Origin of the sequence: Phormidium sp. FACHB-1136, assembly GCF_014697375.1 — a bacterium.
Classification (GTDB): domain Bacteria; phylum Cyanobacteriota; class Cyanobacteriia; order Phormidesmidales; family Phormidesmidaceae; genus Nodosilinea.
Genome location: NZ_JACJRS010000037.1, coordinates 20,646 through 35,806 on the forward strand (window position 1 = coordinate 20,646; position 15,161 = coordinate 35,806).

Sequence of the window (15,161 nt, forward strand, 5' to 3'; positions counted from 1 at the left end):
CGTTTCCCCGTTCGCCTGCCGTTCTCGCGCCGTTGTCCCATGTCGCCAGCCCATCCCACCGAAAAGCGCTTTGAAGACCACATCACCAACCATCTCGTCGGTTCTGGCTACACCCAGCGCCCACCATCCAGCTACAACAAAGCCCTGTGCCTTATCCCAGAGGACTTCATCGCCTTCGTGCAGGCCACCCAGCCCGATCAGTGGCAGAAGCTAGAGAAACAGTACGGCACCGCCGAAGAAACCGGGCGGCGACTCTGTGAGCGGCTACAGAACCAGATCGACCGCAAGGGCACCCTAGAGGTGCTCCGCAAAGGCATTGAGACCCGAGGGTGTAAATTCAAGCTGGCCTACTTCCGCCCCTCCAGCGGCATGAACTCCGATCATCGGGCCAAATATCAGCAAAACCGCTTTGGGGTGATTCGCCAGCTTCAGTACAGCCTAAAAAACACCAACGAGTTAGATCTGGCCCTCTTCCTCAACGGGCTGCCCCTGCTCACCGCCGAACTCAAAAACTCCCTCACGGGGCAGTTTGTAGAACAGGCCGTAAAGCAGTACAAAGCAGACCGTGATCCCAATGATCCCCTGTTCCGGTTCAAGCGCTGCCTGGTGTATTTTGCCGTGGGCAACGAAAAAGTCTTCATGACCACCCGCTTGGCCGGAGACAAAACGTTCTTTCTCCCCTTCAACCAAGACATCGAGAACCCCATTAACCCCAACGGTTTCCGCACCCATTACCTATGGGAAGACATCTGGCAGACCGATACCCTGCTGGATTTGTTACAAAGTTATCTCTGTATTCAGGTTGAGTCCGAAAAAATCTGGACGGGCACCGAATTAAAGGACGTTGAAAAAGAACGGCTTATCTTTCCTCGCTACCACCAGTTCGATGGCGTTCGTAGCCTGCTGTCAGCGGTCAAACGCGAAGGAGCAGGCCACACCTACCTCATTCAGCACAGCGCTGGATCAGGCAAGTCCAACAGCATCGCCTGGTTGGCTCATCAACTCGCCAACCTCTACCGCACCGAAGGCGACACGGATCGTCTTTTCGACAGCATCATCGTTGTTACTGATCGGCGGGTGCTGGATCGGCAACTGCAAAACACCATCAAACAGTTCGAGCAGACCGCTGGCACCGTTGTCCCCATCGACAAAGACTCGACCCAGCTTCGTCAGGCCATCGAAAAGGGTAAGGACATCATCGTGACCACCCTACAGAAGTTTCCCGTCATCTCTAGTAGCACGGCAGCCCAGGAGGGTAAGCGGTTTGCCGTCATCATCGACGAGGCCCATTCCTCCCAAAGTGGAGAGTCGGCCAAGCACCTGAACGAAACCCTCTCCGCCGATCTAGATTCTGCCGAGGCCAGCGATACCACCGAAGCAGACGACGAAGACAAAATCAACGACCGCATCCTGGCGGATATTCAGGCACGATCGCGCAACCAGAGCCACATTTCCTACTTTGCCTTTACCGCCACCCCCAAACCCAAGACCCTACGCATCTTTGGTCGCCCCAATCCCGATGAACCCAACCAGTACCGCCCCTTCCACGAGTACACCATGCGGCAGGCCATTGAAGAGGGGTTCATCCTCGACGTACTTCAGAACTACACCACCTACGAGCGCTACTTCAAGCTGCGCCAAACCAAGGAACTCGCGAAGGAATACGCCAAAAACAAAGCCGCCCGCGTGCTGAAAGAAGCGGTAGACCTCGATCACCGCGCCATTGAAGCCAAATGCCGCATCATTCTGGATCACTTCCTCAACCATGTAGCCGACCGCCTGGAAGGACGCGCAAGGGCGATGATTTGCACCCGCTCTCGCCTTCACGCGGTGCGATTCTTCCTCACCCTGCGCCGCCTGATGGCAGAAGCCGGGTTGGCCTACCAGCCCCTAGTGGCCTTCACGGGAAAAGTAGACGACAAAGACCTCGATGAGTCCTTCACCGAAGCTGGGCTGAATGGCCTAGAGGGCAAGCTGGGCATCCCAGATGCCTTCAAACTGCCCGGTTATCGCATTTTGGTGGTGGCCAATAAGTACCAAACTGGCTTCGACGAGCCCCTACTCACCGCCATGTATGTAGATAAAAAGCTGGGGGGCGTGAATGCCGTCCAAACCCTATCCCGCCTCAACCGTACCACCCCTGGCAAAGAAGACTGCCTAGTACTGGACTTTGTCAATGACGCCGAAACCATCCGGGAGGCTTTTCAGGACTACTACCAGACCACCCTGCTGTCGGAAGAGTCTGACCCCGACCGGCTCTACACCCTCAAAGACGACATCCTCGACTTTGAGATTTTTAACGGGGAGGATGTGGACGCCTTCGCCAAAATTTTCTGGAACCCGCAGCGCAACTTGGAAGAAATCCAACCCCTGCTCGACCAGGTGCGGGACGAATGGATCAGCCGCGAAGAAGAAGAACGGGAAGCCTTCCGATCAGCCCTGCAAACCTTTAACCGACTCTACGGCTTTTACTCCCAAATCATCACCTTTGAAGACCTCTTCCTCGAAAAGTTCTACGCCTACGTGCGCCTGCTCAATCGCAAGCTCGACGCCCGAGAGACAGGAGCCTTACCGAAAGACCTGCTCAATGCCGTCCAACTCGACTCCCTCCGCATTCAGGAAACCTACACCGGGGCCATTCCTTTGACGGATCGGGCTGGGGAACTCCCTGGCACCTATGCCGGAGAATCCAGCGGTGGCCTTACCGAGGAAGAAACCGACACCCTAGATAACATCGTCACCCGCCTTAACGAGCTGTATGGGGCGAACCTCACGGAGGATGACCGCCTTGACCTACAGCGGATTCAGCAACAGGTGGAAGAAGATTCAGACCTTGCCAACGTCATGGAAGCCAACAACACCGACCAGGCCAAATGGGAGAAATTCAACGAAACGGTAGATAAGATGCTGCGAGAATTCGTTCGCACCAAGCTGGATTTATACAAGAAAGTCAAGCAGGAAGATATTGACGCTACCCTCAAGCGCCTCTGGTTCGAGCAATACCAGAAACGAGATACAGCTTAGACGGAATAGGGCTAGGTGCGAGGCTGATCAAGGGGCGACCACCTTTGATCCAAGACTTCCATCATGCTGTAGTGTTGGCTACCGAATCTACTCCGGTCAAGGAGTAGTCCATACATCCACTGCCGCCCCAAGGTCAGCCACGACCGCAGGTGTTGGAAAAATCGGGATGGCGGGATTCGAACCCACGGCCCCTTCGTCCCGAACGAAGTGCGCTACCAAGCTGCGCTACATCCCGTTTTGCTTATCTAGCGTACCACAGTCGGATTCGCCCTGGTGGAGGAGAGCTTCTCCAAAAAAGAATGCCGCCCAGGGGATGGTGGACGGCATTGATCTTGGGTAGTCCTATTTCGTACAGGCTAGAGAATAATCAGGCGACCCTAGAGACCTTACGGCAGTAGATTGCTGTTTTTGGCTGTTTTTTCTCTGACCCGTAGATTAATGCACTACCTGATCTTGAATCAGGCCTTAAAAGGCTGAGCTTCGGAAGGTCGAGGAGACCTCGTCCCTACTCGGTGGCGTTGGCGTTGGCCAGTTTCACTTTTTTGGCCAACCCCACCATTTCCAGCAGGCGGATGGTCATCCAGGTGATGTCAATTTCCCACCACTGGAGGCCATGGCGGGCGGAGTATTGGAAGGCGTGGTGGTTGTTGTGCCAGCCTTCGCCGTAGGTGACGACGGCCACCCACCAGCAGTTGGTGGATTTGTCTTCGGTTTCGTAGGTGCGGTAACCAAACTTGTGGGTAGCGCTGTTGACCAACCAGGTGCAGTGGTACACCACCACCAGGCGCACAAAGATACCCCACAGGACAAAGGGCCAGCCACCAAGGAAATAGAGAGCGACACCGAGGGCGATTTGCAGAGCTAGGAAATATTTTTCAAAGAACAGATACACGGGATCGTCGGAAATGTCGCGGGTGAAGCGCCCCATTTCTTTCTTAGCGGGCACGTCCCGCAGCATCCAGCCCATGTGGCTCCACCAGAAGCCTTTGTTGGAGTCGTGGTGGTCGTTGCTTTGGTCAGAAAAGGCGTGGTGGTGGCGGTGCAGACCGACCCAGGTGATGGGGCCGTGCTGGCAGGCCAGGGTGCCGCAGAACACGAAGAAGTATTCCAGCCACTTGGGCACTTGGAAACTACGGTGGGAGATCAAGCGGTGCCAGCCCAGGGTAATGCCCAGACAACCCGTCACCCAGTGCAGCAGCAGGGCCACCCCCACTGCCGCCCAGGAAAAGTTTCCGGGCAAGAACGCCAGTAGCGCTAGGCCATGCATGGCGACCATGAACCACAAAGTGACCCAGTCGCGGGAGAGAGTGGAGGTAGGGGAGGCTACAGTCATGAACGAAATCTCTGAAGTTTTGGACAAAAATTGGGACAAAAGTTTTGGACAGGTTGAATAAATGTGAGGGACAATGGTTCTCCCTCGTTTCTTAACGAAAAAAATTAACCTTCGCAACGATCAAACACGATGATGCCGTCAGAGTCCTCAATGTTTCCGATTTTTTACGGAATTGATACCCAGGTCAAGCATAACCTTGAGCGGGTGCTCAGGGCGTTTCGGCAGCACCGGGTGGGCAGCCACCATTTCAGCAGTGTGTCGGGCTATGGCCATGATGACCTGGGCCGAGACACCTTGGATAAGGTCTTTGCGGAGGTTTTTCAAGCAGAAGCAGCCCTCGTGCGATCCCAATTTGTGTCGGGTACCCACGCCATTGCCTGCGCCCTCTACGGCGTTCTTCGCCCTGGGGATGAATGTTTGGCAGTAGCAGGAGCCCCCTACGACACCCTGGAAGAGGTGATTGGGTTGCGATCATCGGGCCAGGGTTCGTTAGCAGAATTTGGGATCACCTATCGAGAATTACCATTGACCGCCGCCGATTCCGTGGATTGGGACGCCCTGGAAACCGCGATTAAACCGAACACTCGGTTGGTACACATTCAGCGTTCCTGCGGCTACAGTTGGCGCACAACCCTAACCATAGCCGAAATTGAGCGGATCGTGGCGACGGTGAAACGGCAGAAATCCGACGTGGTGTGTTTTGTCGATAACTGCTACGGGGAGTTTCTGGAAGACCGCGAACCCACCGCCGTAGGGGCTGACCTGATGGCCGGATCGCTGATTAAAAATCCGGGCGGCACCATTGCCACCACCGGAGCCTACGTGGCCGGACGGGCGGATTTGGTGGAAGCGGCGGCCTGTCGGCTAACGGCACCGGGCATCGGCTCCAGCGGTGGCTCCAGCCTCAACCAAAACCGTCTGATGTACCAGGGGCTTTTCCTGGCTCCGCAAATGGTGGGGGAAGCGATGAAGGGGAATTATCTCCTCGCCGCCACCTTCGATGCGCTGGGATACCTGGTTAAACCCAGCCCAGCCCTGGCCCAGCGGGACGTGATTCAAGCGATCAAGCTGGGCTCGCCCGAAAAAATGATCGCCTTCTGCAAGGCCATTCAGCAGCATTCCCCCATCGATGCCTACGTGGAACCCGTCCCCGCCGTCACCCCCGGTTACGACACCCAATTGGTGATGGCCGGGGGCACCTTCATCGACGGCAGCACCTCGGAACTCTCCGCCGATGGCCCCCTGCGCGAGCCCTACGTGGTCTACTGCCAGGGTGGCACCCACTGGACCCATGTGGCCCTAGCGGTGGAAGCTGCCACGGCAGCCATCGGGCCAGCCTAGGCCAAGCCGCCCTCACGGAAACCCTGGTCAAAAGGGAAAACGGCGATGCTAGGATGGAAAACTGCAACAGTGTGTAACACCGTCAATGACCTCAGTGATTGGGGCTAGTCAAGCCTGATCTGGCACTTTTGGTTACCCGGTTGCGTCACTGGCACAGGTGGCCCCATGGCCTCGGATCGCAAGCGCTAGAGTTTGGTCTGAATCCATCCACCCTGTTGTATCGATCTAGACGGTTTTTTCGGAGGTAATCCATGGCATCCCCCCAACGTTCTCTGCGACTTGCACTGCTGGCTTTGGCGGCGGCCACCATGGCCACGGGTGTTGGTGTAGCACTGCCGCAGCCTGCTCCGGCCCAGTCGGGGTTAACCATTTTTGGCGGCGTTGCCCCCGAATATCGTCTGCGCTACTTCATTGATTTCAATAGCCCTCGCAGCCGCAACAGCCGCTACTACCTGCAAGTGGCCCGCAGCAAGGTGACCCAAGATATCCTCTCCTTTGAAATTGAGTATCCCGAGTCCTTCACGGAACGGCGAGGGCGCTTAGATTTCAATGCCATTCAAATCCGGCAGGGAGACTGGCGCGGTGGTGAAGTCATTCCCGTCGAGAGTATTGAGTGGGAAGAGGGATCAGGCCGCATTGTCATCACCCCCGAAGCGCCGATTCCGGCCAACACCAACTTTGTCATCGTGATGAGCAACGTGGTCAACCCCAACCGCTACGGCTACCACTACTTCAACCTCAACGCCATGTTCCAGGGAGACGTGCTGGGTCGGTACATCGGCACTTGGCCCATGGAACTTGGGGCTGACTAAGCTGTTCTGCGATACCTCCCTTCGTTGTACCTATGATGGATCCCACCGTTGATAGCTTTTTGGTGCGGGTGAATGGAGAACCCCAGGCTTGCCAACCGGGTACCTGTTTGCCCGCGTTTTTAACCGCTCTGGGGTTGAATCCTCGTCTGGTGGCGGTGGAATACAACGGCGAAATTCTGCACCGCCAGCTTTGGGACACCACCCAAATGCACCCCGACGACCACCTAGAAATCGTCACCATTGTGGGCGGCGGCTAGGGAATGCTATCCACCGAGTCAGTACGGATTTCCGGCCCAGGGAAGACCACCGTGGCCCCTGATTGTCTGGGGCGGGCGCGGTAAAGTATTAAGTACGTTAACCAACGCCTCATAAACTTTACGGTGTTTCGTCTTTTCCGGTGTTTAGAAACCATGCTGCAAAAACTGTTTCAACGCTTTAAGCTGCAATGGGTGAAGGCCCTGTTTAAGCCCATGTTGGCCCTGGGGTTGGCCCTGGTGCTGGTGTTTGGCCATGCCGATGGCGCTTGGGCGGCCAAGGCAGGCGGACGCATTGGCGGCGGGAGTTTCCGGGCTCCGGCTCCTCGTATGGCTCCATCCGGCCCCAGTACTCGTGCCCCGGTGGGCGGTGGCGGCTACTACCCCGGTGGCGGCTTTGGCTTTCCCTTCCTGTTCCCCCTATTTGGCTTTGGCGGTGGCTTTGGCGGGTTGTTTACCCTGCTGATGGTGTTTGCCATTGCCAACTTTTTAATCAATAGCTTCCGGCGAGTGAGTGAAGGCGATGGGGCTATGCCCATGGTCACCTCCAGCAACCCCCCAGTGGTGGTAACCAAGCTGCAAGTGGGCCTGCTGGCCGATGCCCGATCCCTTCAGGACGACCTCAATCGCCTTGCCCTCAGTGCCGACACCAGCAGCAGCGCCGGATTGGCCAAGCTGCTCCAGGAAACCACCCTCTCCCTACTGCGCCACCCCGACTACTGGGTCTACGGAGCCAGCGAAGACAAGCAAACCCGCCTCCTCAGTGCCGAGCAGGAATTTAACCGCTACACCCTGGCCACCCGCAGCCAGTTCACAGAAGAAACCCTCTCCAACGTGAACAGCCAGATCACCCAATCGGCCCCCAAGGCCGCTCTGCCCGGTCAGGCCGATGACTTCGCGGCCCCAGGGGAATATATTTTGGCGACCCTGGTGGTGGCGGCCCAGGGCAAGCTAGACCTGCCCGATATTCGTTCCACGGAAGACCTACGGCGAGCCCTAGGCCAAATTGGGGCCATCGCCAGCGATGACCTCCTGGCTGTAGAGGTGCTGTGGACGCCCCAGCAGTCTGGCGAAACCCTCAGTGCCGACGAAATGATTGCCGAATATCCCCACCTGAAACGGCTCTAAACGCATTGGGACTAGAGCCAGAGCCTCGTCATTCCTCGCATCCAGGTAGGTCTTGCCTGGGTAGCATACGAATCCGCGAATTAGATAGCCCTGATTCCTAGTCCAGCAAACCGTAGGGGCGAGGTTTCCTCGCCCGCTAATACCGGGGGCAAACCAGCCAGATTTCGTGTGAGGCCAGTTTGCGCAATCGCTAGGCCACAAGTCGGTCTTTCTGAAGCTCCTGGATGCGATCTAGGCTGCCCACAGGGATAGCCTGGATCAGCTTTTGGGTGTAGGCGGTTTGAGGCTGGCGATAGATTGCTTCGGCGGGGCCGATTTCCTCCATCTGGCCTCGGTTCATCACCATGATGCGGTCGCTCATAAATTTCACAACCGCGAGGTCGTGGGAGATGAAAATGTAGGTGAGGTCAAATTCTGCCTGGAGTTCCTTCAGCAGATTGAGCACCTGGGCCTGGACGGAGACATCCAGGGCGGAAACCGACTCGTCACAAATGATGAATTTGGGGTTGAGGGCGAGGGCGCGGGCAATGCAGATGCGCTGGCGTTGACCCCCAGAAAATTCGTGGGGGAAGCGGTTCATGCAGTCGGTGGGCATCCCCACCCGTTCTAGTAGGTAGGCTACTCGTTCCTGCTGGTTGCGTTTGCTTTTGACCACGCCGTGGATTTTCAGGGGTTCGGCGATGGCGGCCCCCACACTCATGCGCGGATCGAGGGAACTGTAGGGGTCTTGGAAGACAATTTGCATATCGCGGCGCAGGGTGCGCAGGGCTTGACCCTGGAGGGTGAGCACATCTCGGCCCTCAAACCAGATTTTGCCGCCGAGGGGGGTCACCAGGCGCAGCAGGGCACGGCCTAGGGTGGTTTTGCCGCAGCCCGATTCCCCCACTAGACCAAAGGTTTCCCCCTGGCGCACCTGGAAGGACACATCGTTGACGGCCATCACGTAGCGCTGGGTTTTGCCAAACACGCCCCGGATGGGATAGCCCACCTTCAGATTCTCGACCGCCAGCAGGGGGGCGCTGGCGGCGAGGGTTTGGGCGCGGACCTCCAGTTCTGGCTCCGTTAGCGATGAGAATTGGGCGAGGACGGCGGCGTCAAGGACTTTTTCGCGGATGGTGAGTTGGCCCTGTTCCAATTCGGTGGCCATGAAATCGGCCACGGTGGGCAAACGGCGACGGCGCTGATCGGGGCGGGGACGGCAGGCTAGCAGGCCCTTTGTATAGGGGTGTTGGGGGGTGGCAAAAATATCGAGGACGGGGCCAGTTTCGACAATTTGCCCCTGGTACATGACCGCCACCTGGTCGGCAATTTCGGCGATGATCCCCAGATCGTGGGTGATGAAGATCAGGGACATACCCCGCCGATCCCGCAGTTCTCTCAGCAGGTCGAGGATGGTGGCCTGAACGGTGACATCTAGGGCGGTGGTGGGTTCGTCGGCAATCAGTAGGGCGGGGTTGCAGGAAATCGCCATGGCAATCATCACCCGCTGAATTTGGCCCCCAGAAAGCTCGTGGGGGTAGCGGTTTAGCATGGCCTGTTGCTGGGCTTCGATCTGGGCCATCAGCGCCATGTTTGAAAGGTGGGGATTCTCAGTCTGCAAGGCTGCCCGTTGCTGGGCAACATTGGGCAGCAGTTTTACCTCCTGCAACCGTTCAATGGCTTGCCCTTGGGCCTCTTCTTTGCTGATGTCCTGGTGTTGGCGGATGGCTTCGACCAACTGAAACCCAATGGTATACACCGGATTGAGAGAACTCATGGGTTCCTGAAAGATCATCGCCACCTGGCCCCCTCGGTAGGCTTGCCGCTGGTCTTCGCTGAGGGCACAGAGATCCACCGCTGGGGTGTCTGGGGTTTGAAAGTGAATTTCGCCGCCCACAATGCGCCCCGGTGGCGATGGAATCAGCCCCATCACCGCCAGGGAGGTGACAGACTTGCCGGAGCCAGATTCCCCCACAATGCCGAGGGTTTGGCCCCGTTTTACCTGAAAGGAAATGTCGTTGACCGCCGGAATGATTCGCCCTTCCACCTCAAACTCAACGCTAAGGTGGCGGACATCGAGAATGGTATCGCTCATGGGCTGTGGTTGTGGCATGGCCTCAGGCAGACAGGCATCTTCCCCACCGCTGGCCGGGGTCGGTGATCCACGGGGGTGTTGCTGAGAAGCAACGGATCGAACCGACACCGTTCTCCCTAGCGCGTAAGATTAGAAGAATCATAACAGTGTCTTTGCCCTCCGTTGGTCTGCCCCGAACGAACCTATGCTGAGTCTAGTAGCCGCAATTCTTGTGATGTTGGTGGGTTCGGCGCTGTGTTCCGGCAGCGAAGCCGCCCTACTCTCGGTGTCTGTCCTCAAGGCGCAGCAATTGGCTGAGTCCAAAAAACCTGCCGCCCTGGCGCTATTGTCCATCCGCCAGCGGGTGAATCGCCCCATCGCCACCATTGTTATCCTCAATAACCTGTTTAACATTGTCGGCAGTGTCCTCATTGGGGGTATAGCCGCTACAATCTTTCGCGATGCGCTCCTGGGAATCTTCACGGCGGTGCTGACCCTGCTGGTCATCCTCTTTGGGGAGATTTTCCCAAAAATCTTTGGTGAACGCTACGCCATCCCTATCGCCCTCGCCGTTGCCATGCCCATCCGGGGGATCACCTGGCTGTTCACACCGATTGTAATTGCCTTAGAGCGGGTGACGGCCCCCTTTATTAGCTCTGGCCACCGACCCAGCACCAATGAAGCGGAAATCAAATTGATGGCCACCATCGGCCACGAAGAGGGCATCATCGAAGCGGACGAGGCGGAAATGATTCGGCGAGTGTTTCGCCTCAACGACACCAAGTCCATCAACATCATGACCCCACGGGTGGCCCTCACCCACCTGCCCGGCGATCTCACCATTGCCGAAGCCCAGGACAAAATCTTCAACTCCCAGCACAGCCGCATTCTGGTCAGCGACGCCAACATCGACCACATCTTGGGCCTAGTGATGAAGCACGACCTGCTCGCCGCCATCATCCAGGGCCGAGGTCAGCAGCTCATTCGCGATGTGGTACGCCCCGTGCGTTTTGTCTCCGAAACCGAGCGGGCCGATAAGCTGCTGCAAGAATTTCAAACCGCCCGCGAACACCTGGCTGTCGTCGTTGATGAGTATGGCGGCGTCTCCGGCGTAGTCACCCTGGAGGACGTGCTGGAGGTGCTAACCGGGGAAATTGTCGATGAAACTGACCGCAGTATCGACCTGCAAAAGCTAGCCCGCCAGCGCCAGCGCCAGCTCCTGCAATCCCGTGGGTTTAACTGGCCCGATATACCCTAGGATTTGGCCATACTCCCTAGGATTTGGCCATACTGAAGGGGAATTCCTACTAAAGTCAGGCCGTCATGGTAGAGATCCATGGGGTAGAGGGTACGTTCGTCCGGGAAGAGTGCAGGAAAGCCTAACAGTATGGAACGACGGCAGTTTTTGTCGCTGATGGCGGCGGTGGCGGGAACTCCGCTGGTGGCACGATGTGCGCGGTTGGCCACGCCGTCGCCGCCCAAGGTCTACCGCAGTGAATCGGGAAGCTTAGCAGTAGCCCTAACCGCCAGCTTGGGGCGAGTCTCCCTGGGCGGACGCTCGGCCACGCTGATGACCTATAACCAGCAAATCCCTGGCCCCCAGCTTGAGGTGCGACCGGGGGATCGGGTGCAAATTCGCTTCACCAATGCCCTCGATCAACCCACCAACCTGCACTACCACGGGCTGCATCTGCCGCCCACGGGCTTGGCCGATGATCCCTTTCGCACCGTGGCTCCAGGGGAAACGGCGCTGTACGACTTTCAAATTCCCGACGCTCACCCCAGCGGATTCTTTTGGTATCACCCCCATTTCCATGGTCTGGTAGCACAGCAGGTCTTTCATGGTTTAGCAGGAACAATCATCGTGCGGGGAGATGAAGTCCCAGGCAATGTAGATCACTTACCCGAGCTACAAGCCGCCCAGGAGGCGGTGCTGGTGCTGCAAGATTTTGACCTCGACCGTCGGGGGCAGGTGCGCGAACCGATGCCGCCCTTCCGCATGTGGGGACGACAGGGAGATTTGATCACCGTCAACGGTCAGGTACAGCCTCGGTTTAACTTGCCCCAGGGCGGTTTGCTGCGGCTGCGGATTCTCAATGCCTCCGCATCCCGCGTGTATCAGCTCCAGTTGGCGGATCATCCCTGGTGGCTGGCGGCGACCGATGGACGATCTCTCACGGCTCCGGTGGCCCAAGAATCGGTGATTTTGGCCCCTGGAGAACGGGCGGATCTGCTAGTGCCGGGGGATCGAGATCCCGGCAGCTATGCCCTGCTGAGCCTGCCCTACGACCGGGGCATTGCCGCCATGGCCGGATCGATGATGGGCCACGGGTCGATGATGGGGCGCGGAACTGTTGACACCGAAGAACCTCAAACCATCGCCACCTTGGACTATGGCGGGACGACGGCCAGCGAATCGGGAACTTCAATTTTAGTTAACCTACCGACAGCGTTAGGAACCGTGGAAACCCTGCCAGAACCCTCCATCGTGCGGGAGTTTGTGTTCGACCACGGCATCGATCCCGAAACCCACGATCCCTTTCTCATCAATGGTCGCGCCTTTGGCCACCATCGGGTGGATACCCAGGTGCAGGTGGGCACCGTGGAGGATTGGGTGCTGATCAACAAGGCGGGGATGGATCACCCCTTTCACCTGCACACCAACTGGTTTCAGGTAATCAGCCGCAATGGCCAGCCGGAACCCCTGCGGGCCTGGAAGGATGTGGTCAACCTGCGCCCCTACGAAACCGTGCGCATCCGCATTCCTTTTCGCGACTTTGCAGGCAAAACCGTCTACCACTGCCACATCCTTGACCACGAAGACCAAGGCATGATGGGGATTGTAGAAATGGTGTGATCTTGTGGGACAGCATTCTGACCCTACACAAGGTCAGCGAATGGCCTGAAAACCCTTGATTTTCAAGCCTTGGCGGTGTCTTTCCAGGTCAGGAAATGCTGTATACTCCCTTGTGCAGCACCACGCCTAGAGGGAGCCTACTGCCATGGTTGCCGTTGCCATTCTCGCCGCCGGACGCGGCACCCGCATGAAGTCTGACCTGCCGAAGGTTTTGCACTCGGTGGGGGGTAAATCTATGGTGGAACGGGTGTTGGACGGGTTGGCAGCTATCCAGCCGGAGCGCATTTTCGTCATCGTCGGCTTTGGCCAAGAGAAGGTGCGGTTGGCCTTGGCCCATATTCCGAACTTAACCTTTGTTCACCAGGCGGAACAGTTGGGGACGGGGCACGCGGTGCAGCAGGTAATTCCCCACCTAGAAGGCTTTGAGGGCGACTTGCTGGTGCTGAATGGCGATGTGCCCCTGCTACGGCCCGAAACCATCTATACCCTGGTGCAAACCCACCGCGACAACGGCAACGCCGCCACCCTGCTAACGGCCCAATTTGCTGACCCCACGGGCTACGGTCGGGTCTTCTGCACCGAGCAAAGCATCGTCACCGAAATTGTGGAGCACCGGGATTGCAGCCCCGCCCAGCGCCAAAATCCGCGCATCAATGCCGGGGTCTACTGCTTTAACTGGCCCAAACTGATGGAGGTGCTGCCCCATCTGCAATCCGACAACGACCAGCAGGAATACTACCTGACGGACGTGGTCAAAGACCTCAGCCCCGCCATGGCCGTGGATGTGGCCGACTGCCAGGAAATCTTTGGCATCAACAGCCGTCAGCAATTGGCGGAAGCCTACGCCATCCTGCAAGAGCGGATCAAAGCCCAGTGGATGGCCGCTGGCGTCACCCTAATTGACCCCGACAGCATCACCATCGACACCACCGTCCACATCGAACCCGACGTGGTGATTGAACCCCAAACCCACCTGCGCGGCCACACCAGCATCGGCACAGGCAGCCGCATCGGCCCCGGTTCCATGATTGAAGACAGCCAGATTGGGCCGAACACCACCATCACCTTTTCGGTGATTTCCGACAGCACCGTGGCAGCGGGCGCGAGGGTTGGCCCCTATGCCCACCTGCGCGGCCATGCCGTCGTCGGCGAAAACTGCCGCATCGGCAACTTTGTGGAACTGAAGAAAGCCACCCTCGGCCAAGGCACCAACGTGGCCCACCTGTCTTACCTGGGCGATGCCACCCTGGGCGAAAAGGTGAACGTGGGCGCAGGCACCATCACCGCCAACTACGACGGCTACCAAAAACACCCGACCGTCATCGGTGACCGTACCAAAACCGGGTCGAACAGCGTCCTGGTGGCCCCCATCACCGTGGGATCCGATGTAACCATTGCCGCCGGATCTGTGGTGCGGAAGGACGTGCCCGACGATTGCCTGGTGGTGTCCCGTGCGCCGCAAAAAATTCATGAAGGCTGGAAACCCGCCCACCTGCGCGACGACACCAACCCGCCATCTGAATCCCCAACAGCTTAGTCCCCTGGCAAGATACCAGAACCCTGACCTATGCCCCCCACCCTGCTTGCCCTAGATTTTGATGGCGTTCTTTGCGATGGCCTGCTGGAGTACTTCCAAACGGCCTGGAAAGCCTACTGTGAGGTCTTTCAGCCGACTTCCCCAGTGTCGCCGAATGGGTTGGCCGAGCGGTTTTATCCCCTGCGTCCGGTGGTGGAAACGGGGTGGGAAATGCCCCTGGTGCTTTACGGACTGCTGACCGGAGTGGCGGAGGAGGATATCCTTGACCACTGGCCGACCCTGGTGCCTCAGTTGCTGGCCCAGGCGGGGTTAGCGTCAGCCCAACTGGGGGCAGCGGTGGATGGTGTGCGGGATCAGTGGATGGCCGCTGACCTCAAGGGGTGGCTAGGGCTGCATCGGTTTTATCCGGGGGTGTTGCCTCGGCTTCAGCAGGCCCAGGCAGAAGGGGTGGAACTGGTGATTATTTCCACCAAGGAGGGGCGGTTTATTCAGCAGCTTTTGGCTCAGCAGGGGCTGGAATTGGCAGCGGATCGAATCCTCGGCAAGGAGATTAAACAGCCCAAGTATGAGACCCTGCGGCAACTGATCCTGCTGGCTGGGCAGACTTCCCACGCCACGCCCGAAATTTGGTTTGTGGAGGACCGCATCAAAGCGCTCCAAACGGTACAAGCCCAGCCCGATTTGGCCACCCTGCCGCTTTTCCTCGCCGACTGGGGCTACAACACCGCCGCAGATCGCGCCATCGCCCAAGCCGATGATCACCTACGACTGTTATCCTTGGCCCAGTTCGCCCAACCCTTTGACCATTGGCTGACTTAAACC

At 58.0% G+C, this 15,161-nt stretch carries 11 protein-coding genes and 1 tRNA gene; 9 read left to right on the plus strand and 3 right to left on the minus strand.

Annotated features, from left to right (window positions below; genetic code table 11):
* Window positions 1–39 precede the first annotated feature (39 nt).
* On the plus strand, window positions 40–3,024 hold the full coding sequence (locus tag H6G62_RS12825) for a DEAD/DEAH box helicase family protein (RefSeq protein ID WP_190495688.1): 2,985 nt from the start codon (window positions 40–42) through the stop codon (window positions 3,022–3,024).
* A 161-nt stretch (window positions 3,025–3,185) separates the two neighbouring features.
* Here the strand turns inward: H6G62_RS12825 and H6G62_RS12830 are convergent.
* A tRNA-Pro gene (locus H6G62_RS12830) sits at window positions 3,186–3,259 on the minus strand.
* Window positions 3,260–3,529: 270 nt separating this feature from the next.
* Window positions 3,530–4,357, minus strand: coding sequence for a fatty acid desaturase (locus H6G62_RS12835; RefSeq protein WP_190495689.1), 828 nt, complete (start codon window positions 4,355–4,357; stop codon window positions 3,530–3,532).
* A gap of 129 nt (window positions 4,358–4,486) precedes the next feature.
* On the opposite strand from H6G62_RS12835, the gene H6G62_RS12840 reads away from it, so the two are divergent.
* From H6G62_RS12840 to H6G62_RS12855, 4 genes are all read left to right on the plus strand, one after another.
* Entirely contained in the window at window positions 4,487–5,698 is a 1,212-nt protein-coding gene (locus H6G62_RS12840) for a methionine gamma-lyase family protein (RefSeq protein WP_190495691.1), read from the plus strand.
* Window positions 5,699–5,949: 251 nt separating this feature from the next.
* On the plus strand, window positions 5,950–6,510 hold the full coding sequence (locus tag H6G62_RS12845; protein ID WP_190495692.1) for a DUF2808 domain-containing protein: 561 nt from the start codon (window positions 5,950–5,952) through the stop codon (window positions 6,508–6,510).
* Window positions 6,511–6,542: 32 nt separating this feature from the next.
* Window positions 6,543–6,767 (plus strand): sulfur carrier protein ThiS, encoded by a 225-nt coding sequence (gene thiS / locus H6G62_RS12850; protein WP_190495695.1) that lies wholly within the window; start codon window positions 6,543–6,545, stop codon window positions 6,765–6,767.
* 153 nt (window positions 6,768–6,920) lie between these two features.
* Window positions 6,921–7,892: a DUF1517 domain-containing protein gene (locus H6G62_RS12855; protein ID WP_190495698.1), complete on the plus strand. Its 972-nt coding sequence runs from the start codon at window positions 6,921–6,923 to the stop codon at window positions 7,890–7,892.
* Between the two features lie 190 nt (window positions 7,893–8,082).
* On the opposite strand, the gene H6G62_RS12860 is transcribed toward H6G62_RS12855, so the two are convergent.
* Window positions 8,083–9,966 carry an ABC transporter ATP-binding protein gene (locus H6G62_RS12860; RefSeq protein ID WP_190495731.1) on the minus strand — a complete coding sequence of 628 codons (1,884 nt, stop codon included), beginning with the start codon at window positions 9,964–9,966 and terminating at the stop codon, window positions 8,083–8,085.
* 184 nt (window positions 9,967–10,150) lie between these two features.
* Here H6G62_RS12860 and H6G62_RS12865 point away from each other — a divergent pair, with 184 nt between their 5' ends.
* The 4 genes from H6G62_RS12865 (at window position 10,151) to H6G62_RS12880 (ending at window position 15,158) form a co-directional block, all read left to right on the plus strand.
* A complete protein-coding gene (locus H6G62_RS12865; RefSeq protein WP_190495700.1) occupies window positions 10,151–11,203 on the plus strand; it encodes a hemolysin family protein in 1,053 nt (350 codons plus the stop codon).
* Between the two features lie 129 nt (window positions 11,204–11,332).
* Complete coding sequence (locus H6G62_RS12870) at window positions 11,333–12,802, plus strand: multicopper oxidase family protein (protein ID WP_190495702.1); 1,470 nt, start codon at window positions 11,333–11,335, stop codon at window positions 12,800–12,802.
* 145 nt (window positions 12,803–12,947) lie between these two features.
* Window positions 12,948–14,339, plus strand: a complete 1,392-nt coding sequence (glmU, locus tag H6G62_RS12875; RefSeq protein ID WP_190495704.1) for a bifunctional UDP-N-acetylglucosamine diphosphorylase/glucosamine-1-phosphate N-acetyltransferase GlmU — start codon at window positions 12,948–12,950, stop codon at window positions 14,337–14,339.
* A 30-nt stretch (window positions 14,340–14,369) separates the two neighbouring features.
* Complete coding sequence (locus H6G62_RS12880; protein WP_190495707.1) at window positions 14,370–15,158, plus strand: HAD family hydrolase; 789 nt, start codon at window positions 14,370–14,372, stop codon at window positions 15,156–15,158.
* The last annotated feature ends 3 nt before the right edge of the window (window positions 15,159–15,161 follow it).

Bases quoted from the DNA above. Each gene is read 5' to 3' on its own strand.
- H6G62_RS12845 (WP_190495692.1), top strand. From the start codon at position 5,950: ATGGCATCCCCCCAACGTTCTCTGCGACTTGCACTGCTGGCTTTGGCG.
- H6G62_RS12870 (WP_190495702.1), top strand. From the start codon at position 11,333: ATGGAACGACGGCAGTTTTTGTCGCTGATGGCGGCGGTGGCGGGAACT.
- H6G62_RS12880 (WP_190495707.1), top strand. From the start codon at position 14,370: ATGCCCCCCACCCTGCTTGCCCTAGATTTTGATGGCGTTCTTTGCGAT.
- H6G62_RS12835 (WP_190495689.1), bottom strand. From the start codon at position 4,357: ATGACTGTAGCCTCCCCTACCTCCACTCTCTCCCGCGACTGGGTCACT.
- glmU (WP_190495704.1), top strand. From the start codon at position 12,948: ATGGTTGCCGTTGCCATTCTCGCCGCCGGACGCGGCACCCGCATGAAG.
- H6G62_RS12860 (WP_190495731.1), bottom strand. From the start codon at position 9,966: ATGAGCGATACCATTCTCGATGTCCGCCACCTTAGCGTTGAGTTTGAG.
- H6G62_RS12825 (WP_190495688.1), top strand. From the start codon at position 40: ATGTCGCCAGCCCATCCCACCGAAAAGCGCTTTGAAGACCACATCACC.
- H6G62_RS12865 (WP_190495700.1), top strand. From the start codon at position 10,151: ATGCTGAGTCTAGTAGCCGCAATTCTTGTGATGTTGGTGGGTTCGGCG.
- H6G62_RS12840 (WP_190495691.1), top strand. From the start codon at position 4,487: ATGATGCCGTCAGAGTCCTCAATGTTTCCGATTTTTTACGGAATTGAT.
- thiS (WP_190495695.1), top strand. From the start codon at position 6,543: ATGATGGATCCCACCGTTGATAGCTTTTTGGTGCGGGTGAATGGAGAA.
- H6G62_RS12855 (WP_190495698.1), top strand. From the start codon at position 6,921: ATGCTGCAAAAACTGTTTCAACGCTTTAAGCTGCAATGGGTGAAGGCC.